Consider the following 23402-nt stretch of genomic DNA (forward strand, 5'->3'; position numbering starts at 1 on the left):
GAGACAGATATAGGTGATTTATTTATTCTGTTTTGCCCATGTATCCTTCAAACCAACGGTTTTGTTGAATACTGGTTTTTCTGCAGTAGAATCAAGATCGGCCATGAAATAACCGATACGCTGGAACTGGAGATATTCACCTGGCTTCTTGCTGGCTGCATATTCCTCAACATAGCAATTAGGATAGTCGTGGAAACTGTCTGGGTTGAGCAACTCGTGGAAATCACGCTCATCAGCAGATGGATTTTCTACCATAAAGAGACGGTCGTATTCGCGCACCTCTGCCTTTACGCAGTGATCAGCTGATACCCAATGCAATGTACCCTTAACCTTACGGTTGGCACCTTCCATGCCGCTCTTACTGATAGGATCGTATTCAGCCTGAATCTCAGTGATAACGCCATTTTCGTCCTTTGTGCATCCTGTGCACTTAACGATGTAAGCATTCTTCAGACGAACTTCTTTACCCGGAGTCATTCGGAAGAATTTTTTAGGAGCATCTTCCATAAAGTCAGCACGCTCTATCCAGAGATTCTTAGAGAATGTGATGGTGTGTGTGCCATCAGCTTCATTTTCCGGATTATTGATTGCTTCCATTTCCTCTGTTTCACCTTCCGGATAGTTGGTAATTACGAGTTTTACAGGATCAAGTACTGCACTCACACGACATGCTTTCTTGTTCAAGTCTTCTCTAACAGATGCTTCGAGTAAGGCCATATCGTTGAGAGCATCGAACTTAGTATAACCGATACTGTCGATAAACATACGAATACTCTCAGGAGAGTAACCGCGACGGCGCATTCCGCAAAGAGTAGGCATACGTGGGTCGTCCCATCCGATAACCAGTTTCTCATCAACCAGCTGGTGAAGCTTACGCTTGCTCATTACTGTATAAGTGAGGTTCAATCGGTTGAACTCAATCTGACGTGGACGATTGTCGTTTAATACATCTGCAGTTCCGTCCTTCTCCTTCAAGAAGTCGATGAACTTATCGTAAAGCGGACGGTGAGGTACAAATTCCAATGTACAGATAGAGTGGGTTACCCCTTCAAAGTAGTCACTCTGTCCGTGAGCGAAATCATACATAGGATATGCATGCCATTTTGTTCCTGTACGGTGATGAGGAGTTTGGATGATACGATACATGATAGGATCGCGGAAATGCATGTTTGGATTCGCCATATCGAGTTTTGCGCGAAGAACCATGCTGCCTTCTACGGCCTCAGGAGTATTCATCTTCTCAAACAAAGCAAGGCTTTCTTCGATTGGGCGATCACGGTATGGACTAGCAGTACCCGGAGAGGTAGGAGTACCCTTCTGCTGTGCTATTTCTTCAGCAGTTTGTTCATCTATATATGCATTGCCCTTCTTGATCATCCAGACAGCAAAATCCCAAAGCTTCTCAAAGTAGTCAGAAGCATAGTAGATATTGCCCCACTTGAAACCGAGCCACTGGATGTCTTGAAGAATATTCTCTACATATTCATTGTTTTCCTTGCTAGGGTTAGTGTCATCAAAACGAAGATTGCAAACACCATTATATTTCTCTGCAACACCAAAGTCCATGCAGATAGCTTTGGCATGGCCGATATGCAGATAACCATTAGGCTCTGGCGGAAAACGAGTCTGGATTCGTCCTCCGTTTTTGCCTTCTTTGAGGTCTTCCTCAACTAACTGTTCTACGAAAGAGATACTTTTCTTCTCTTCCAAATTGTTTTCTTCATTAATTGCCATAATTCAATAAAAAGAATAATTTTTAAATTTATGGTGCAAAGATACAAATTTAATTGTAAGTACCGAAATTATCTGGCAGATAATTTTGTTTTGGGAGCAATAATTCACAAAATATGTTTTTAAACATATAAAAAGATTCGTTCGTTTCGAAAAATATGTCTATCTTTGCATCGTTATCCTGAATACAATCTTTTTACCTTAAATGAAACTAATACCAAAAAGAACGCCTTCGCTGTGAAGCGAGGGCGTTCTGCTTTTTATACCAGGTTCATATTCTATTACTTTTTGCGGAATGTTTCGTTCTTAATAATGATTGAACCTTCTTCTGTATCGAGTGTTGCCTGCTCCTGAACATCGGCATCGAGACCCTTGCGGCTCAGGATAATCACAGCTGCTTTACCTTCTGGCTTAGCTGGCAATTCCCACTTGTAAAATTCCTTGTTAAGGCCTTTTACTTTAACAGAGAAATCACTGTTCAAAGTTACACTACGCTCACCATCTGCGCTCTTATATTCACCGGCTGCGGCAGCCTGAAATGCAGAATCGGTTACAACAGTCTGTTCTGCCTGAGCTGGTGCTGGTGCCTTTTTCTCAGAACATGCTGTGAAAGCTATCAGGCCCATAGCAAATGCAAGAATTGATAATTTCTTCATAATCTTTAAATTTTATATGTTAATAATAATGTATAATCTAAACCGTTTTTATAAGCTAACTCTTTTTATACATTTGTTTATCTCAGTGGTATGCTATAGAATGATAGTATTCCACTGGTACAAATGATTACCCAAATAGAAACGAGCCCCGTAATGATAGGGACGCTTGCAAATCTGATGTCGTGGTTGGTCTTAAAACGTTCGGTATGCTTCCTTAAAAAATACTGAAATATATAATAATATAAGGTGGCATAGAGAAAACCAATGAGGGTACCAATCAGGATGTCGCCAAAATAGTGTACACCGAGATACATTCGGGAATAACTGGTTATCAATGCCCATAGGCATAAGAATATCGTGAGTTTGCTCCGGCGAACCAGATATTGTGCAAAGAAGGCCATGCTCCATGCATTGGCTGCATGAGAAGATGGGAAACCATATCTGCCACCCCGATATCCTTGAACAACATGTACCATCGGACTGATAGGATTATCAGGATTGCTGGGACGCATTCTTGCTACTAATGGCTTCAGAATTCCTGATGCAGTCTGGTCTGAAAACAAGATAATCAGAGTGATGACAACTATAGTGCTCATCACAACCTTGACAGGAAAATTCTTTAGCAGTACAAAGATAAAACTGGCATAGAACGGAACCCATACAAAACGGTCTGAGAAAATCATCATGAAGTAATCCCAATACACGTTGTGAAAACCATTGAAAAACAGAAAAATCTGCGTATCAATCTGTTCTATTTGATGAAGTAATTCTATCATAGTCTTTCTTTATGAAATTCTGTAATGTTCGCTTTCTTGTTTCTGATAATCTGTTGCCCTGTCGTTTGGGCTATTTTGCACTCAAGTCATCGTACAACTTCTGTAGATAAGCCATGCCTCGCTTCAGGTTATAACCTTTTTTGCCTTTATCATAAACAACCTTTTTGGATTTATTGTCGTAGATGATAGAGTTCTCCTCTGATACCATGCCGAAAGCATCGGGTACATCAAAGAATGCAAATTTAGGAGTAGCATCACTCAACATATTCTTGCTGAACAAGAAGTCTTTGTGAGGAATGCCTAATTGTCCGAGCAGTGTAGCTGCTATATCATGCTGACTTCCTATGAGCTTAACATTCATTGGGCGAGCTATTGCTCCACCGGTCATGATAAGTGGAATCTGATAGCGGCTGCGGTCAAAGTTGTCAAGATGTTCTTTGTATGCGCCAACATGATCGGCAACGAGTAATACCAAAGTATTTTTCCATCTAGGCAATTTGCTGTATTCACGCAGAAGATGACCTATGACACTATCAGTGTAAGCAAATGCATTTAAACGCTTGTCTTTCAGTCTGCTATATGGTACATCGAATGGCTCATGACTGCTTGATGTCTGGAATACTCTCAGCATAGGCTGTTTGGCATTCTGTTCTTTCCTGAGGTCTGCAAGCAGCCGGTTGGCTACGATATGATCGTGTACTCCCCATTTGCTCAATTTGTCTTCTATAGGGAAATCACTATCTGAAATGATTCTCTCATAGCCCTGGGAAACCAGCCAAGAGCGTTGGTTGGCAAAATCAACATCACCACCATAATAATATGCATTGCCGTAATGCTTTGCTTTAGCCAATGAACGTGCCAATGATGGTAATTGTGCAGATTTTGCCGGGTAGCGCATGATGCTGGTTGTAGGTTGTGCAGGATAACCGCTCAAAACAGCAACCAGACCACGATCCGTGCGGAAAGTGTTGGAATAGAATCTTGGGAAGAAAATTCCCTTTTTGGCTATTGAGTCCAAGCAGACCGCTACGTCTTTATGTGTTCCGACGGAAGGCATGATGTCGTTGGCAAAGCTTTCCATAATAATAATAAGTATATCCGGCTTTCCGTTTTTCCGAGCTTCTTCATTCAGGAGCGGGTAGGTGTTCTGGTCGCTTGAACTTACCATTTGAGCAAAGAGCTTGTTAGCTTCTTCTTCTGACATGTATCGGTATTGCGATGCAAAATCTTCCTGATGGGTCAGTGATTCAAACAGGCTGAACATCGGATTGACGGCAGCATGATTCAAAAACGCATTTTGGCTGAAATATGCCTTTCCTGTATTTGTTGTAGATACAGTAAATCCTCCTCTGATAGGGATGAAGAGAAGGGCAGTAAGCAGCAACAGAATAAGAGAATGGCGCATACGATGATGCTCTATGTCAGAGTAGCGCGTTCTGCGACCACTGCCGAAATCTCCAAAACCATAGTTGCTGTATCTGCTGGAATAGCGCTTCTGGGTATGAGGCATGCGGAGTGCGAACCAGACGGCTATGGTAAGCAGCATAGTGATGAGGAGAGCAAAAAAGATGTAAAGCCCTCCAACACTTGCAAGTGCATCCTTTGGCGAAGTAAAGAAATAATATAATGGAGTGCTATCTAGCGGGAAGTTCCAATATGGATATAATCCTGCATTCAGTACGAATGTAATGGAAACCAGGAAAGATGCCAGTATATAATAAGCATTCAGAATGGGACGTATAATCTCCTTACGAAACCAAATCATTGCGATGAGCAACAAACCCGGTAGTGCGGTGAGGTAACCAGCCATAGAGAGGTCGAGTGATAAACCGTACCACATCACTGTAGGCATTTCGCTCCAGATATTATCGATAGGTTGTGTAGCAGAAGCCTTTTCCAATATCATGAAAAATGGTTTCTGAATACTGAACAAAATGACAAACGTAAAATACGTTTTTATAAACCACAATATTTGCTTCATATCTATGCTTCTTGACTAATAATTATGATATACTCGGCTTTGAGCTTGAAAATTAATGCAAAAATAACCATTTTATTTCATATAAACGACTTTTTTGTGTTTATTTTTCAAAAAAGTGAGAAAAAATTTGGTCGTTCTAAATAAAAGTCGTACCTTTGTTGTAATAAATTTTATAACATAACTATGGCTAAGTACAATATTCAACCTAAAAAAGAAAAAATAGCAAGATATCAATCTATGCTGAGTGAAGAAACTAAGGACCGCCTTCGCGACGAGATAATCCGTGTTCTTGTTACTGAAAGAAAGTACAAGGACCCAGACTATAGTTCCAAGAAACTTGCAGAGGATTTGAATACTAACTCTCGCTATATTTCTGCTGTATGCGCAACTCGATTTCATAAGAATTATGCCGAGTTGGTGAATGATTATCGAGTAAACGATGCTATGTCTTTACTTACCGATAAGCGTTATGCAAGAATGAGTGTAGAAGGTATCAGCGAAATGGCTGGTTTCAATACTCGTCAGAGTTTCTATGCTAATTTCTTCAAGCGAATAGGCGTTACTCCTCGTCAATATCGTGCTAATCATTTTAAGGGATTGGAGTAAGTTTAATTGTTAATAACTAGAACATGAAACAAAAAGGAGGGTGTATCAAAAGTTAATGATTCACCCTCCTTTTTGTTTTTACAAACTATTGCGAGTTACCTCTTGAAGTAGTTTCTCAATGCCTGGTGGCGGATACTCCTGTTCAATCTGCGTATGGTCAGATTTCGTATCTGGCGAACTCGCTCGCGTTTGAGCCCCATATCTTCAGCAATTTCAGCCATCGTTTCTTTAGGAACACCTATACCATAGAATTTGGTGATGATTTCTTTCTCTCGTGGCAATAAATCTGCAATGCTTTCTGCCATCTTTTTCTTCATCATTTCTATATTCAGGGTATCATCTGCAATCTTTACATCCGGATCGTTTAATATGTCTAATAGGGTATACGGATTGTTTGCGCTTAGTGGCGCATCTACAGATACAGCCTTGTCTGCGTTTCTTGGGGCAAATTTCTTCTGGTCTTTCGGTAAACGATAAAGTCCTGATTGTTTATCGATGGCCTGTGATATAGCCTTGTGAACGAATGGACCGGCATAAGCCACAAAATCGGTGCCCCGGTCGGCTTGGAACTTTCTGGCTGCCATAAGCATTGCCAGCGTTCCTTCGCTAACCAAGTCATCAAACTCAACGCCTTTACCTTTATACTGGTTGGCTACTGATTTTACATAGTTTAAGTTCTCACTAACTATCTTGTTTATTTCTTTTTCTGTCATACTCAATAATTCTTTTTGCAAATATACATAGAATAATTCAAAAAAGCAAGTATTTTGCGCATTTTAACCAATCATTTTGGTTTCCACATATTATATATGTTTCTATGATTTGCATAAAGCTGCGTATGGACAGTATTCGCAACGATGCTTATCATCTGTAGGCCGGAATGGTTGGTCCTTGTCAAAGATGTTGGCGATGAGAACTTTCAGTTGTTTCATAAACTCTTCTTCGTATACATCTATGCTACTGATGAGTTCCTTGCCCATTTTTAATGTCGGATCATAATCTTCTGCTCCTGCATTTTGTATAAACAACAAGCCTGGAGATACGGGCTCTTGAGCCGGATTCAGATTCCTGTTGTGGCTTACAATAATCGAGTAGAGCATAGATTGTAAATAATAATCTGTATGCTTGTTGAGCATGGATGGATCAAACACTTCGCTCAGTTCTCTTGGACGTGTTGTTGAAATACGTCCTGTTTTATAGTCTATTACGCGGATTCGTTCTGCAAGATTATTGCCATTTGCATTACCGTTAGCTGCAACAGCGTCCAGTCGGTCGATAAAACCTCCTATTGACAGAGATAAATTGCCGATACTTGTTTCTACTTCGACGTCTGTTTTTACAACCAGCTCTAATCCGAGTATGGTGAATGGAGCCTGGCGCATATCTATCGTGACAAGTTGCCGGATATATCTTGCTATTACTTCTTTATTGATCAGTTGCAGACCATTATATTTTGGACGATACCCTGCAGCGCTAACTTTAAAGAGTTCTTCTCTGAACGCCTGATCTACCAGTCGATAAACAAGCGATTCATCTTTTAAGGCTTGCTCTAATTGCTCTTTTGATACAACGATAGGACGAGTCAGTTTGAGTTCTCCTTTACCGTCGGTTGTCAGAGCATCGCTGCTTGCTAATCCCAGATAGAACAGTTCTGCTGCACGATGGAATATATTTCCAAATACTTTGTTGTCTACTTCGTCCTCATCCATTTCATCTGGCTCAATCAGTCCTTCTACATATTTATAGTAGAATTGCTTTTCACATCTCAAATAGGTATTCAAAAATGTTGGCGTAAGCATTTTCAAATTCTTGAGCTGGCTGAGCGTATGCAGTTTTTTCTCTATTGGTTCATAAGTAGGACGCAGTGTGTTTTGTCCTGCAACCAAAGAAAAGCGCTCGATGTCATGATGGCTTTCTACCAGGAGTTGTAGCATAAAACGGCTCATCTCACCCGATTGGCCATCTTCTGTTGCGTTATTGTAACATAAAGTGATGTCGTGTGAGCGTTGGAGCAGACTGTGAAAATAATAGGCGTATATGGCTACTTTGTTATCTACCGTAGTCAAGCCGTATGCCTTTCTCAATGAATAGGGAATAAATGAAGCATCGTTCACGCCTTTCGGCAGTTTCCCTTCGTTGCATGAGAGTACTAAGATATGCTCGAAATCCAGATTTCGAGTTTCCAATACACCCATTACCTGTATTCCTTCTGCAGGTTCACCATGGAAAGGAATACTTGTTGACTGGATGAGCTGTTGGATGAGTCGTTCCAGAGTGATGCTGTCTACTGCTAAGTCTCCTGTCTGGATGAGTTCTTGCAGACGGTTTAATAAGGTATAAGTTCTGAAGAGCGATTCCTGGAATAAAGGATCGTCCTGTTCTTTGCTATTCACACCTATTGTCTTCAAAATATCCAGCAGATACTGGATGAGTCTCAAGTTGTATTCATTTTCTGTTGCAGTCTCATCCAAATCTTTGAAAAGCAGTGACAAACCTTCATCACCATCCATGCTTAGGAATTGGCGGGTAGGATAGAACTGCTTCTGCTCGTCAAGAGCGCTCAAGAGTTTGCTATAGTTTTGAGAAATATAGCGTGTGTATGGATGACGGAGCACCATGAGCACATTATGTAAGCGATAGTTATTACTATGTTTGGGGTGACCTACGCCCTGCAACTTGATGAGCTGTTGCAGCAAACTGTAGAATGGTGTCTGTTGAAGCGGATAACCCAATGTTATATTATATGCTAACTTGTCGTTCTCAGAATAATCTGGCAACGACTTGATGTCTTCGTTTGTAGGAAGACTATGTATTACACTTTGCAACAATCCTTCATCGGCTAATACTATAGCCACTTTTTTTCCATATTTATAGCGTTTCTTTTCTTTAAGCCATTGGTTTACATAACGGGCCTGAATGTTTTCTGTAGATGTCGATATGTATGTAATGTCTTTATTGTTATCAAAGTTATGATAAATTTCACGAAGATCCTGAGGAGGCATATCATTCAATTCGTTAGGATAATATTTGAGATATTCACGAATGTAGTGACCTGCCTCATGATTGTTTTGCATATAATAGTCATCGTAGTCCCAATAGAAATGTGCTTTACCCTCTTTCATCAAGCGGTCGCAGAGTTTCCGTTCTACTACTTGCATCATATTAAAACCGACAAAGAGATATTTCTTGTGTTGGAATTTGATATTTTCATCATTTACAACTTTCCTGTATAGAGCCCCCTCATAAGCCAATCCTTGTTCTTCAAGACGCATGTTGAACTGCTTATAGATATCAAGAAAATGGCTCCATAATTGTAGAAATCTCTTTTTGAGTTCTGAGTTGTGATCATCGTTGAAATTGCTGAAAAATTTCTTAATCAGCGTTTTCTGTTCTTCTGTAAGATATGAGATGTCATCAAGTTCATGTATATTGCTAAGATTGGCAAAGAGTTTTTCTGCTTCTGCCATGTTTTTATCAATATCGTCAAAATCTGTGATAAGAAGTTGTCCCCATCCATAAAAATGGTCTAGGGTCTCATCAATACCAGTGCAGGCTACGAATGTTTTATGTAAATCGCAAACAAGTTTGATTGGGTCTCCAACTTTCAATGTGCTATGTTTGCGAAAAAGGTCGCTGATAGTTATGTAAGATGGCGACCAGATAGGGTGATCAGTCAAACGGGCCAGACTCTCGTTGAGGAAAAGAGCGGCGCGTTTATTTGGAAACACGACGGCAATGTCGCTGAGATTGTTTCCGTATTTCTCGAGAATATCTCTTGCTACATATTTTAAAAATGCTTTCATATCTTAATGGACTTTTCAATGTTTGCAACTGTTCTTTATGTTGCCCTACTTTTTGGAAAGGGGCAATAGAACCATATTATTTTATTACTTCAACTATTCTGTTAGGGTATACATACCATAGATAACCTTTTACTCGGTGATGTCCCATACTTTTTAACAAGCCGATGTATTTTCTAACCTGTTCATGGTGTTCTACTTTCTGTTTACCGAATTTGAAGTCTACCACGATGGTTTCTTTTCTTGAGTTTTGCATCACGCGGTCTGGACGGTATTCTGCCACTTTTCCATTTTCAACTGTCAGGATAGAACATTCATTTAGTATGGTCAGTTCCTTATCAAACCATTTTGCGACCTTTGGTGATTCAAGTCTTTTCCTGATCATCTCCTTTATTTTCTCTGGTGTGAGGTCTTGATCGTATAAAAGTCCGTCTAACTCCAACTGTTTCAGGGCTCCATCAATATCATCAACCGTGCGGATTGTAGAAAAGAGGTTGTGCAAAATGGTACCCATTTTGATATAAAACTTCTGTTGTTCTTCTGTTTCATCACGCTTTATAAAGTCACGGCTCTGGTTACTCTGTCTGAATTCTGGCATTTCAGGCGTAACATTTATTTTAATTTCTAAAGGTTGAGAATAGGCTGAGAGCACGTTTGTATCCTTCTTCTCGTTTGATTTCTTGGAAGAATCAGGTACATATATTTCATTATAGCAGAAAGAAATGTCATCTGTTTTGGCATCAGAACCTATTCCTGTTAACTCCATCTTTACATCATTAGCTTCAAGTCGGCTGGCTACCTTGTCGAGTACAGATTCGATAATGGCAGAACGATATGCACTATTAGCTCGTTTGCCAATTACAATCAGGTTATGACTGGCACGTGTGAAGGCTACATAAAGCAGATTCAAATTGTCGACTATGTTTTGCAGATGTTCATGATTATAATCTGCTTCATATATACTTTGCTTCATCAGTTTAGCACTGAAATCTATAGGTACCAGTGGAAGCTCGTTGTATGGAGCTTCTTGCGGTGTGCACCAGATAGTGTTGGCTTTTTCTAGTTGCCAGTCACAGTAAGGCATGATAACATGATCGTATTCCAGTCCCTTACTCTTATGTATAGTAAGGAATCTGATACCTCCATCGCCATCGCTATGAATGCTTTTTTCGTGAATACGGTTATCCCACTCTTTCAGAAATCCTGTGATATCACTACTGTTATCTGTGAGATATTTACTTAAGCAATCATAAAAAGTACAAATGTAGGCAGTTTGCTTGATCATGTCTTTTATTTCGCCAAGTTTAAGTTCTGCAAAAAGGCGTTCTGTGAGATCGAACAGTGGCATTTCCAGATACTCAGAACGATTGGTCAAAAGTTGTTCCGGCATATTTCCAGCTACAGAATACGTGTCACAAAACTTGTTGAGAGTTGCTAATGCAATATTGTCATTTGGGTGTACCAGTATGTAGAGAGCGTTAACCAATGTGCATACTGCTTGGGAGGCATCCAGCCTGAATGCCTCATCTGAAACCAACGGATAGTCGGAATGGTTCATAAAATACTCAGCAATGTCCTGTATGTTGCGGTTGCTTCTTACCAGGATTGCTATTTTGTTGCAAGGAACACCTCTTTCAACCAACTTGTCTACAGTGTCCAATGTGGTTTGCATCATTCTGTCTTCAATATTTTCACCGCCCAGGAGCTGAATACTGATAGAACCATTAGGATTAGAATGGTGGTCTGGTACTTGCTGGCAGACATCGCTATATGCGCTTTCCAGCTGTTTACATTCCTCAGGACATTTATCTTTCAGGTCTTCAATCTCCAATTTTACTGCTTCTGTGAAAAAAGCATTATTAAACTCAATGATGTTTCTATCAGAGCGGTAGTTGGTACCCAAAGTTTCTATGCTTACTTTTTTCGCGCTTTTATTAAATTCTTTATCAATATTATTGAGCAGTCTCCAATCGCCGGATCGCCATCTGTAAATACTTTGTTTTACGTCACCAACAATGAGGTTACCTGCATCTTCTCTACTCATGGTTTCTTCGAGCAGCACTTTAAAGTTCTTCCATTGGATGGTGCTAGTATCTTGAAACTCGTCAATCATTATATGGTCGAGTTGAGTGCCAATCTTTTCAAAGATGAATGGCGAATCGCTATCCTTTATCAGTGAGTTGAGCAAGGTCTGAGTATCGCTCAAAAGGAATCGGTTTGCCTCTCTGTTCATCTCCCTGACTTTTTTATCTATGCTTCCCAAAAGGCGGAGCTGATTAAGATGCTTTATGGTCAGATCGGTACTTTTGAAGATTCGGGTGAGTCTTGGACGATTATCTTCTGCAAACAGCAGAATAGGGTAGAGTACCGATTCTACATAATTGAAGATATCAGTACAATTTTTTACATCAGATTTTTTGACCCATGCTTCCGGACTTTCCCGACATTTACAGAAAGTATCATTATGTAGATCATCATCACTGTATTTGCCATTTTTCAGCTTGTTGAAATAGCTCCAAATACCTCTCGTTTTTCCAGCTAAGTCGTCTGACGTAAAACCTTCTTCTTCAAGGGAATCGAAAAAAGTAGCAGCAATTTCTTTAAGCTGCTCTTTTGCCTTATTGCGCATTTTCTTCATTCGGTCGGTAAAATCCTTGAAGAAATCTTCTTGTTCCATCAATTCTGTCAACTTGTCGGAATGAGCTTTGTAATAATCCTTGAATATGTTCTCACCGAATTTCTTGATCTGTCCTATGACATTCCAACTCTTATCATCATCAATATTTTCTTTGATATAATCCATAATCCAGAAAAGTAGACGATCGGTATCTTCAAGACTTTCTATAAGTTCATCAACGGCATGCTGTTCTATTTGATAGTCATTGAGTTCTATCCGTAAATTGGCAGTCAGATCAAGTTCACGTGCTAGATTTCTCAATACACTCTGAAAGAACGTATCGATGGTCATAACCCGGAAATAGTTATAATTATGTATGAGCAAATGCAGTGCTGATTCTGCATTTTTCTGAATTTGTTTGGATGAAAGATACGGTAAAGCCTGCTGTATTTGATTTACATAATCGTTTGCTTCTGGTAGTCCGTGTGCAATTTCGTATAATTTTCCTAAGATACGCATTTTCATTTCTTCAGTAGCTTTGTTGGTGAAGGTTACTGCAAGAATGGTTCTGTAGGAAGCAGGATTAGCTATCACGAGTGTCATATACTCGCGAGCCAAAGTAAATGTTTTACCAGATCCTGCACTTGCTTTATAAACAGTTAGTTGTGAACTCATATTTTGATTTTTTTATGATGTTATTGATATTGTGCCCTAGAAATCATGTTTTATCCATGCTTGTATGAATATTACCAATCTCTAAATAGTTCAAAACCGAAGCGACAGCCTATGCCATTAAACTTCGTGTTTTTGAAGGCTGCAAAGAATCCTAATGTAATAGCTCTTGTTGTTACTCCATATCCCCATTCTGTATATGGGTGTAAATGGTTTACAACAAGACTGCTTACATACAGACGCTCTGCTTCTATATATTTCCCAATCAGGGGGAGCCATGCAGTTGCAATCATGGGAGCTTCATAAGTGAAATTTCCGCGAACGTAATAATCACTGGCATTATACCATTGGGATGGCAGTAATTCGAATTCTCCACTCCAGCTATCATTCCAGCCTCCAGGAATATTGACGTCATGGAAATTGGTATAGTCAACGAAGTCCCAATGATCACCTTTGCGGGTATAAAAGCCAGCTCCTAACCTTATAGTATATGATTGACGGCGTGATGCTTGAAAAATAGTTTGTGCATCTGCTTCAACCCGTTCGTAGTCTATGTTTGAACCTAGTAGGTTTTTCCATCCCTTTTCATAGTCTATTTTAAAGATGGAGCCTTTCTTACCCCATGGTAAGAGTTCTAAAGCTACAGCTGGTGCTACTGACACATATTTGCTTGGATAATTAAACAGTTTATAGAAACTTTCTACTACAGCTTTTCGTTGATGTGAAACCAAGCCAATCTCAAAACCGACATAGTCGTTGAAACTCCAGTGGTTAGTAAGACGAAGATAATCATCTTTAAACTCTGTCAGTTTCCTGTTATTAGCATCAATATCTGTTGAAATTTCCGGTAATGACAATCCTGGATATTCTGAGAATAGTGGATATAGAAAATCGTTATCTTCAGGTTTGCTGATGCCTAACATCTTTCGTGCAACACGATTATTCGATATTCTATTACCATTACCGATTTCTAACTTCAGATATCCATTGTGCTTCGGGTTATAGTTGAATGTCAATGGTATATTGAAATAAAATCTGTGTTGTTTCATACTGTAACCTCCTTTAAAGCGAAGCCCCAATTCCAGATTTTCTGTAAACCTGTAGCCTCCCTTCAGGTCAAACTTGTATACAATTCCTTTTCGCTCGGAGTATCCCATATAGAGTGGGTTGAGAATAGGACTGATACGGAAGTAGCCCTGATTTTGCTTTCCGAATCCTTGAGAAATCCTGTTTAATACATTGTCACCTATAACATCCCAAAGTATGTCTTTTGCAAAGTTTTTCTCTGGTATGATGTTATTCAAGGAATCTGTTATTTGTTTCCTTTTTTCGTAGAATTTTCTGTATATGTCAGCCTCATCTTGGTTTAACTCAATAGGGCGCACTTTTGCCATTAATGCAGTGTCGGCAACATTATTGAGTGAATCACTTAATATTTTCGGCAGTCCGTATACAGTTGTATACATGCCCGTTATCTTGTTACCCATAAAACTGAAGTTGGCTCTCATGCTGCACCTTGCAGGAGAAAGTGAACCAAATCCGTCTTTACCCATAATAATAGAGATATAGAAACGGGTCATATCATATTCGCCCTCAAAGTCTACCATGCTTATCTTTCCGCTTTGGGAATCAACAATGGCACGTGCTTCAATAACTTGGGTGTTTTTGAGACGTGGATATACGTAGACTTGAGCTTTGCCGAATGGTAATTGGGTGACGGCATATTTATAATATCTGCGATTCTTATAGTGGAAAGGAGAAAGAATATTAGTTTCGAAAAGTGTTTCTCCATATACCGTTGGAGTCATGTATTTCAAAACAGATGACAATGTGTTGCTTCTATGCGGAATGGTGCTTATGTTCAGCAAACGCTTGGCAACTGGTCTGCCATTTGCGTCTAGCGTCATTTGGTTATAATACTCGCTGATGAATCTTCTGCCACCGCCATGAGCCACCGCATACATTGTCGGTACTAGCATGAGCGTTGCATTACGTTTGTTTGTTTTGATTTGAAATTTAGTGTAGGCATAACTTTTGTGCTCAGCTCTACCTGTTGTGTCAACAGATTGTGAATATTTAAATACCAAACACATCACCGAGTCACTAAAGGTGTCTCTCGGTGACATTCTTCTTGCATTTGCTGCAAAAGCCATCATGCAGAAGATAATCGTCAAAATGATGTGTGTTTGATATTTCTTCATCTATTATGAGTTAAGATGTTACTTGGCAGAAAAACTATGCTAAATATTTTGGACAGCAGCTTTCCTAACCAAGATATTTCATAAGGATTCCTATCTTCCCGGATTCTCTCAGTTTGGTGATGCTTTTTTCTCTTATTTGGCGAACTCGCTCACGGGTCAGCCCCATTTTATCACCAATTTCCTCGAGCCCCTTTTCGGTTTCCCCAATTCCGTAGCATGCGCAGATAATTTTCAGTTCGCGATCCTTGAGGCAAACTTTTAAAACCTGTCTTAGGTCTTGTGCCATACTTTCATGGTCAACCTGCTTGTCTGTTCTGGCATCGTCTCCGCTTGCCATTACATCTGCCATAGAGTTGTCATCGTCATCACTAAATGGAGCATCGATGCTTACATGATGACCACTGGCAGCCATGCTCTGAGAAATCTTGTCCTCGTCAACACCCGTTCTGGCAGCAAGTTCTTCAACGCTTGGACGACGTTGGTTTTCCTGCTCAAACTTATTAATTTCCTGGTTTACCTTATTGAGTGATCCTACCTGGTTGAGAGGAAGTCGAACAATTCGGCTTTGCTCTGCTATTGCCTGTAAAATACTCTGACGAATCCACCATACAGCGTATGAGATAAATTTGAACCCCCGTGTTTCGTCGAAGCGTTCTGCAGCTTTGATGAGTCCGATGTTTCCTTCGTCAATCAAGTCTGTCAAGGTGAGTCCCTGGTGCTGATATTGTTTTGCTACCGACACCACAAAACGTAAGTTGGCTTCAATCAACTTATTTTTTGCTCTTTCGCCAGCTCTACCTCCCTTGCGGATAGCTTGAGCCAATTCTATTTCTTCATCAATAGAAACCATAGGGGCTCTACCTATCTCTACAAGATATTTGTCGAGGGCTTCACTATTACGATTGGTTATACTCTTTTGTATCTTAAGCTGTCTCATTATCTTTCCTCTTAGTTACACATTGCACAATTGGCGCAAAGATAATAAAAATATTGATACACGACTAGAATTATAACTTACTTTAACGTAATTAACCTAACTTACTCATTTAAAGGTTATTTTACGGTCTTGTTCTTAACAAAACTTTGAAAAGCGTCATCGTATCCGTTAAACACGTTGATGTCTACCTCTCCATGTATTCCTGCTACTCTTCCGTCGGGGCAGAGTTGCCAATATACCAATCGGATGTCTGGTTTATACTCTCCATATCGTGCAATCCAAACCTGGTAGTTATGTTTCAGATCGGGAGCCTTTGGCAGATAGCGATTTACGAAAGTTTGGCTGATGTAAAGAATAGGCTTAACACCAGTTGTTCTTTCTACAATTCTAAGCCAAGTTCTAATGCGTGCAAACAAAACTCCAGCCCCTCCCATTTTCTTGATTTGACTAGGAAGCGGTTCAACATCAAGAACAGGAGGAAAATCGCCTTTCCTAATGATACTGTGTTTCAGAAAGTGTCGTGCTTGTTCGGCAGCAGGTGTTATGGTGGTAAAGAAGTGATAGGTTCCAACCTTGTAACCATGTGCTTTTGCATCACGATAATCTTTTCTATAATATGGATTTAACAGCGATTTACCTTCTGTACTCTTGATATAGATGAAGCGAATAGGGAAGTTTACTGTACCTGAAACTGTCTTTTTGCTGAGGCGGCCAAGATGTGTAATGCGTAAACGGTTCCAATTGATAGCATATTTTTTTCTGCCTTTTCCATGCTGGTATTTGCTCAGATCAATGCCATAAATACGTTCCGATGTATATACGAGTCTTTCGCCTTTATAGCGGTCATTTTTCCATTCGCCTATTCGTAAAGGCTTCTTGGGAGCAATGCTGAATCCGAATCCTTCACGTTTCCCGTTTTTCCAGTAACCTTCATAATAGGTTCCATCGTATCCTTGCCAGCATCCATGACCGTTTGGTCGATAGATACTGTCGGTTGTACCCCGATAATATCCTAGAGAATCAGGTAAGAGGGTATAATCAATAGAGCGACGAAGTGTGACTCCATGAGCTGTTGCTAAAGATGCTGCAAGTTGAGGTGAAATAGCTTTAACCCCTTCAGGAGTTGTTTCTGAGAAAAGTTGGAATGTGCGGCTTCCTTGTGCAGTTTCTCTATTCATTGCTTTGATGAGTTTGCATGCCTGACTCTTCCATTTTCCGTTCTCGTCTTTATAATAGGCTTGATATGAAATGGAGCGTTTCAACTTGAAATGTCCCTTTTTCTGTACATGTTTCAGGGAATCAATCAGTTTCTTGGCAGAATCGCGTAGTTCCAGTTCGTGTTGGGTATAAGCGCAAATAAAGTTGTAGCCTGCATCCAGAACAGAATGAGAGTGAATATAATAGTTCAGTTCTCCAACTTTCCATTTGGAGTCTCTATACAAACTGTCTAAAGAATCAACTTTCTCTTTAAAGATGCTATCCGCATCTTTGCCAAGATAGTGATTCCGGCTGATGCTGTTGTTGTAGCAGGCGGCAAGTCTTCCTTCACATGAAGGAATCAACGCCCAACGGTTCATAAAGTTGGCAGCCAGTGTCGTAGTGTCTTCGTCGAACCGGAGTATTGTTTTTCCATTTTGAATTAATTCGTAGTGACTGTATACTTTTATGTTTGCTTTTGCCTTGTTTACTCTATCACTTGATGGGTTCAGACAATAATAGCTCCATGTGCTGGCGACAGCCAGCAGAATGAAAACTAAACTTGTGATATATAATATTTTCTTTTTCATTTGATGATGACCTCCAATATTTTCTTGGTGGCTTCGGTAATCTTTGTTTTTTCGGACGTACGTTCGCCGATAAGCCAGATGATTTCACCTTTACTATCAGTTAATACATGCTGTGTCTTCTTTTGTATATAGTCAAATTTCCTATCGGTCATATAGTCACTCAACAGTTTGCTACCCTTCATGCCGAAAGGTTGAAATCTATCGCCTTCTTTTACCAGTCGATAGGTGAGGGGGAAACTGACTTTTTCAGCATCCAAAGTGATACATTGCGATTCTTTGCTTGGCATGAAGTCACCCATATGCGAGAAGATTCTTATCTTGATTTGGGTTCCTTCGTCCATGTTGTAAATGCCTTCTTCTGGCAGTCGGAACGCTCTTTGCTCCTGAATGTTATTCAAGTCTTTTATGTTAGAGATCAATAGCTGTTCTCTGTCGATGACTATCATATAGTCTTCGTTTTTCCAGATTTTACCGACACCACGATCCTGACTGAAGAGGCTTTCACAGATGTCATCAATGACATTGCCATGAAAACCATATCTGCCTAATTCTTTATGGAGTATGAATTCCGGACTTGGAGCATTCATGACAGATACTTTAGGGATATATATAACTTTCCTATTAGAGTCGGTTGTACTGATGCTATCCATGCTCTCAAGTATTCTTTTCGCTTGGCGTATGTATTTGGCTGTGAGAGCGATATTTTCACTTGCTGCCGGGTTGATACTTTCTAAAAGAGGTACTACATGATGGCGAATTTTATTTCTTAAAGCATCGTCTTCCAAATTTGTTGAATCTGTGACAAAATCTTGCTTTTTTTCTTTTAGGTATTGTAATATATCCTGTCGGCTGATGCAGAGAAGAGGGCGCAGAATATTTCCGTTTTTGGGGGCGATGCCTGCTAATCCGTCTACTCCAGATCCTCTTAACAGATTCAGAAGTAAAGTTTCTACATTGTCATCGCGATGATGGGCCACACAAATGCCTCCTGCATGCAAGTCTTTTACTAATTGGGCAAAATAGTTGTAGCGTAAGTTGCGTGCAGCCATTTCGATACTTACCTTGTGCAAATGGGCATAAGCATAAGTATCAAAATGGATTCGAGACAAACTGATTCCCTGTTGTTGGCACAGATTTACACAAAATTGCTCGTCTCTGTCACTCTCTTCGCCGCGAAGGTGAAAGTTACAGTGCGCAGCAGAAATATTCAGTCCTATATTTTTCAAGATAAGCAATAGGGCAACGCTATCGGCTCCTCCGGACAAGGCAACGATATATGGTGTTTGCCACTTGAACATACCATGGTGAATAATATATTTTTTGACGATATTTTCAATTTTGTTCATTCTGTGATACTTTAAAAGTATATGATGTTTCTTATTACTTTCTGTTTTTCAAAAAGTCTTCTGCCCGCTGCAAATCTTCTGGCGTGTCGATGCCTACAGTTTCTACATCTGTAGTACCAACTTTTATCTTGTAGCCATTCTGCAGCCATCGAAGTTGTTCCAGGCTCTCTGCTATTTCTAGTGAGCTTTGTGGCAGTTTGGTTACCTCTTTTAAAACTTCTTTGCGGTAAGCATAGATGCCCAAATGTTTCAGATAAGGAAAACTCTTGAGCCATTCTTCCTCTTCCTTTCCTCTTACGTATGGAATCATGCTGCGAGAGAAATACATAGCAAAGCCTTGATTGTCTACAACAATCTTTGGACTATTAGGATTTTTTACAGCTTCCATACTGGTAAAAGCTTTTCCTAAAGTGGCAATTTGGGTTGTTGGGTCATCAAAACACTGGCAGATGGTTTCCAATTGACTCTTGTCAACAAAAGGTTCATCTCCTTGAACATTGACAATGACATCCCAGTCTCCACCAATTTTTTCGATAGCTTCTTCTATGCGGTCAGTACCGCTCTTATGATCCTTGCGCGTCATAACAGCTTTACCGCCAAATGCTTCTACAGCATTGAAAATTCGCTCATCGTCTGTTGCAACATAGGCTGCTTCTAGACAACTTGCTACTTTCTCATAAACATGCTGTATCACTGGTTTGCCATCTAACATGGCAAGTGGCTTTCCCGGGAAACGTGTTGATGCGTATCTTGCTGGAATAATTCCTATAAATTTCATAATCTTCTATATTTAAACCTGTTTACTATTCAATTCATGCGATTCGTTTAACTTCAAATAAAAAAAAGTTGCACTTCCGCAGACGCAAAAGTACAACTTTATTTTGTATTCACCAAAAAACTTTTTGTTTTTTTTGAAAAACCTCAGAGAATATTTAATGTTCTCCCAATTTTTTTATTCGTATCTGATAGCCTCGATAGGGTCGAGCCTTGCTGCCTTCTTTGCAGGATACCATCCAAAGAAAACGCCAGTAAATGTACAGACTGCAAAACTCATAATAATGCTCCAAGGCTCTATTTGGGTGGCTATATGGAAGAAAGAGTTCAGACTGAGCGATAAACTAACTCCCAATATCACTCCTATAATACCGCCAGTTACAGAAAGTAAGATAGCTTCTATCAGAAACTGGTTCAAAATATCAATACCTCGTGCGCCCACACTCATTCGAAGACCTATTTCGCGGGTGCGCTCTGTTACAGATACATACATGATGTTCATGATTCCGATGCCGCCTACCAGCAGCGAGATTCCAGCCACGGATCCGAGCAGGATGGTGATTGTAGACATGGTAGAATTCATCATGCTTGAAATTTCCTCTTGAGAGCGGATATTGTAGTCATCTTCATCTGCTTCAGTAGTATCTGTTGCGTCTTTCAATTTGTGGTTGCGTCGCAATATTTCTGTAATCTGATCTTGGGCAGGTTGAGAAGCCTCTTCGGTGATAGCTGAGCAGACGATGCCTCCTAAATAGGTTTGTGCCATAATTCGCTTCATTACTGTTGTATAGGGGGCAAGTACCAAATCATCCTGGTCCATACCCATACTATTGTAACCTTTCTTCTTCAAGACACCGATTACTCTGAATGGAATGCTGTTAAATCGCACAACCTTACCGATAGGATCACTGCCATCAGGGAAAAGATAGTCAACTACTGTCTGTCCCAAAATACAAACTTTAGATGCAGCCTTAATGTCTGTATCAGTAAACATTTCTCCATCTGCCACTTTCAGTTGTCGGATGGAAAGATAGTCTTGGTTTACACCATAAATGGAACTTTGGGTGTTGTTGTTTCCGTAGATCCACTGTCCGGAACTGTTTACAGTAGGAGAAATAGCTGAGATATAATTACATTCGTCTTTGATGCTCTGATAGTCGGCTTGCTTCAGCGTCTCCATTGACGAAGCATCCTGTCTCACACCGCCACGCATGTCTGCACCTGGTGAAATCATAATCATGTTTGATCCCATCTCTGCGATGTTTGCCTTGATGCTGGCTTTACTTCCTTGTCCGATGGCAAGCATGGTAATAACCGCAGCAATACCGATGATGATGCCAAGTGCGGTAAGGAAAGAGCGCATTTTGTTGGCAGCAATGGCGCGGATGGCTATTTTGAAAAGATTCTGATAATTCATTTTACTTGTTGTAATGTTAAATGTTAAAATGTTAAGTGTTAAGTGAAAACTTCGTTTGCTATTGGATGCTAAGTAATTTAACATTCAACACTTAACATTGAAAACTTATTCGTCCGTGTTGGCCGGCAAGGCTGCCAGACCTTCGGCTGCCGAGAGAATATGTTCGTTATAGGTGTCGCTGATGATGTGACCATCACGCAGTTCGATATTACGACTCGAATAATTTGCAATGTCTGGGTTGTGGGTAACGAAGATGATGGTTCTTCCTTCAGCATAAAGTTTTTGGAAGAGTACCAGAATCTCGAAACTGGTTCTGGTGTCGAGATTACCCGTTGCTTCATCAGCAAGTATCACAGCGGGGTTGTTGACCAACGCACGGGCTATGGCTACACGCTGCATCTGTCCTCCAGACATCTGATTACTCTTATGATAGAGCCGTTCTCCTAAACCAACAGCTTTCAGCGATTCGATAGCACGTTGCTTTCGTTCTTCTGCGCTTACGCTCGGGTTGTACATCAGTGGAAGTTCTACATTTTCTACACTTGTAGTCTTCGGTAGAAGATTGTAGTTCTGGAAGATGAATCCAATCTTTCGGTTTCTAAGAATGGCGCGATCATTACGTGACATCTTTCGTACGCTTACTCCATCCAGATAGTATTCGCCACTGGATGGGGTATCGAGACAACCTAGCTGGTTCAGCAGGGTAGATTTACCTGATCCTGATTTACCCATGATGGTAACAAACTCACCTTCGTATATTTTAAAGCTTACACCTTTTAGGGCGTGGACAGTTTCCTCACCCACAAGAAAGTCGCGACGAACATTGTCGAGTTCTATCACAACTTTCTTTTCGCTGTTTGCTTGAATATTGTCGTTTGCCATACTCTTATTTTTTATTTTTTCTTTCCTCTAGGTCCAGGACCGCTAATCAAACCTTGACTTTGTTGAGGCTCCTCATTCTCTTCAGGGGTATTAACTATGATTTCAGTTACAATCTTCTGTCCCTTCTTCAAACCCTTGATAATTTCAGTATGTATACCGTCGCTCTGACCGATGGTTACAGAATGAGCTGTAAGGGTATTGTTAGCAAGAGTCCAAACTTTGTTTTTTCCTTTGCAGTCAACAATCTTGATATTCTTTCCCACTGTTTCCTTGGTTGGAGTAAAGCGGAGTGCTTTGTTGGCAACGGCAAGAATACCAGCTCGTTCTTGTGTAAAGATGGTAACATTTGCAGTCAGTCCTGGTTTTAACTTGAGATCTGCGTTGGGTGCAGAGATGACAACCTCGTAAGTGACTACATTGTTTGTTGTAGTAGCTTCCAGACGAACCTGTTTTACTGTTCCCTGGAATACATCGTCAGGATAAGCATCTACTGTAAAATTAACGCGGTCGCCTTCTTTTACACCGCCTATATCTGCCTCGTCAACATTTGCAATCACCTGCATGTTGGTCAGATCTTTAGCGATAGTAAAGAGCTCTGGTGTGTTGAAGCTTGCTGCTACGGTCTGTCCTTCCTCTACGCTTTTTGATATGACAGTTCCATCTATTGGCGATGTAATTGTAGCATAGCTCAGGTTGGTTTGGGCTTTCTGTACATTTTCCTTGGCCGAAGCTACTTGCTCTTTCGCCTGGCGATAGGTGAGAAGCGCATTTTCATAATCGTCAGCACTTACCAAACCTTTCTTATAGAGGGTCTGGTAGCGGCTCATGTTTGCACTCTGATAGTTCAAACTGCTTTGCGCACTTGCCAGGTTAGCTTTGGCAGTATTTAACTCGCTCATCAGGTTGGTTTTGTCGAGCTCAGCTATGACTTCACCTTTTTTTACCTGCGAATTGTAATCAACATAAAGTTTGTTTACAATACCACTCACCTGTGTACCAACCGTTACAGAAGTTACTGCTTCAATAGTACCGGTTGCAGTTACACTATTCTGCAATGTTTGTGTGGTTACAGCTTCCTGCTTGAAGTCTATTTGCTCTTCGTTTTTACTTCCAGAGAACAGCCATGCTGCCACAGCTACGATGATTACCACAATCATGGCAATCCAGATTTTGCTGATTCTAAGTTTTTTCATAAAAATGTATGTATACCTATTAATGA

The 23402-nt window shown here is 40.3% G+C and carries 16 protein-coding genes; 1 reads left to right on the forward strand and 15 read right to left on the reverse strand.

Annotated elements, in window-relative coordinates; genetic code table 11:
• Positions 1-18: 18 nt before the first annotated feature.
• From ONT19_RS03715 to ONT19_RS03730, 4 genes are all read right to left on the reverse strand, one after another.
• Positions 19-1734 carry a glutamine--tRNA ligase/YqeY domain fusion protein gene (locus ONT19_RS03715; protein WP_218458349.1) on the reverse strand — a complete coding sequence of 572 codons (1716 nt, stop codon included), beginning with the start codon at positions 1732-1734 and terminating at the stop codon, positions 19-21.
• Positions 1735-2012: 278 nt separating this feature from the next.
• Complete coding sequence (locus ONT19_RS03720; protein ID WP_022121194.1) at positions 2013-2387, reverse strand: hypothetical protein; 375 nt, start codon at positions 2385-2387, stop codon at positions 2013-2015.
• Positions 2388-2464: 77 nt separating this feature from the next.
• Positions 2465-3163, reverse strand: a complete 699-nt coding sequence (locus ONT19_RS03725) for a phosphatase PAP2 family protein (protein WP_264952265.1) — start codon at positions 3161-3163, stop codon at positions 2465-2467.
• A gap of 70 nt (positions 3164-3233) precedes the next feature.
• A complete protein-coding gene (locus ONT19_RS03730; RefSeq protein ID WP_264952264.1) occupies positions 3234-5144 on the reverse strand; it encodes an LTA synthase family protein in 1911 nt (636 codons plus the stop codon).
• 237 nt (positions 5145-5381) lie between these two features.
• On the opposite strand from ONT19_RS03730, the gene ONT19_RS03735 reads away from it, so the two are divergent.
• Positions 5382-5750: a helix-turn-helix domain-containing protein gene (locus ONT19_RS03735; RefSeq protein ID WP_228023599.1), complete on the forward strand. Its 369-nt coding sequence runs from the start codon at positions 5382-5384 to the stop codon at positions 5748-5750.
• Between the two features lie 95 nt (positions 5751-5845).
• Here the strand turns inward: ONT19_RS03735 and ONT19_RS03740 are convergent, their stop codons facing one another.
• The 11 genes from ONT19_RS03740 to ONT19_RS03790 form a co-directional block, all read right to left on the reverse strand.
• The gene (locus tag ONT19_RS03740) at positions 5846-6463 is read right to left on the reverse strand and encodes a sigma-70 family RNA polymerase sigma factor (RefSeq protein ID WP_006846726.1); all 618 of its coding nucleotides are present in this window, start codon (positions 6461-6463) and stop codon (positions 5846-5848) included.
• Positions 6464-6565: 102 nt separating this feature from the next.
• A complete protein-coding gene (locus ONT19_RS03745) occupies positions 6566-9553 on the reverse strand; it encodes a PD-(D/E)XK nuclease family protein (RefSeq protein ID WP_264952263.1) in 2988 nt (995 codons plus the stop codon).
• Between the two features lie 76 nt (positions 9554-9629).
• Complete coding sequence (locus tag ONT19_RS03750; protein WP_264952262.1) at positions 9630-12842, reverse strand: UvrD-helicase domain-containing protein; 3213 nt, start codon at positions 12840-12842, stop codon at positions 9630-9632.
• Between the two features lie 71 nt (positions 12843-12913).
• The gene (locus ONT19_RS03755; protein ID WP_264952261.1) at positions 12914-15040 is read right to left on the reverse strand and encodes a DUF5686 family protein; all 2127 of its coding nucleotides are present in this window, start codon (positions 15038-15040) and stop codon (positions 12914-12916) included.
• A 64-nt stretch (positions 15041-15104) separates the two neighbouring features.
• Positions 15105-15977 carry a sigma-70 family RNA polymerase sigma factor gene (locus ONT19_RS03760; RefSeq protein ID WP_006846722.1) on the reverse strand — a complete coding sequence of 291 codons (873 nt, stop codon included), beginning with the start codon at positions 15975-15977 and terminating at the stop codon, positions 15105-15107.
• A 116-nt stretch (positions 15978-16093) separates the two neighbouring features.
• A complete protein-coding gene (locus tag ONT19_RS03765; protein WP_264952260.1) occupies positions 16094-17764 on the reverse strand; it encodes a GH25 family lysozyme in 1671 nt (556 codons plus the stop codon).
• Positions 17761-19110 (reverse strand): tRNA lysidine(34) synthetase TilS, encoded by a 1350-nt coding sequence (tilS, locus tag ONT19_RS03770; RefSeq protein ID WP_264952259.1) that lies wholly within the window; start codon positions 19108-19110, stop codon positions 17761-17763. The genes ONT19_RS03765 and tilS overlap by 4 nt, the downstream gene beginning before the upstream one ends.
• A 34-nt stretch (positions 19111-19144) precedes the next feature.
• On the reverse strand, positions 19145-19888 hold the full coding sequence (kdsB, locus tag ONT19_RS03775) for a 3-deoxy-manno-octulosonate cytidylyltransferase (RefSeq protein ID WP_264952258.1): 744 nt from the start codon (positions 19886-19888) through the stop codon (positions 19145-19147).
• Between the two features lie 174 nt (positions 19889-20062).
• A complete protein-coding gene (locus ONT19_RS03780) occupies positions 20063-21301 on the reverse strand; it encodes an ABC transporter permease (RefSeq protein ID WP_264952257.1) in 1239 nt (412 codons plus the stop codon).
• 105 nt (positions 21302-21406) lie between these two features.
• Positions 21407-22183 (reverse strand): ABC transporter ATP-binding protein, encoded by a 777-nt coding sequence (locus ONT19_RS03785; RefSeq protein WP_117694878.1) that lies wholly within the window; start codon positions 22181-22183, stop codon positions 21407-21409.
• Positions 22184-22194: 11 nt separating this feature from the next.
• On the reverse strand, positions 22195-23376 hold the full coding sequence (locus ONT19_RS03790; protein ID WP_153083121.1) for an efflux RND transporter periplasmic adaptor subunit: 1182 nt from the start codon (positions 23374-23376) through the stop codon (positions 22195-22197).
• Positions 23377-23402 lie beyond the last annotated feature (26 nt).

Origin of the sequence: Segatella copri (genome assembly GCF_026015625.1) — a bacterium.
Classification (GTDB): Bacteria; Bacteroidota; Bacteroidia; order Bacteroidales; family Bacteroidaceae; genus Prevotella; species Prevotella copri_H.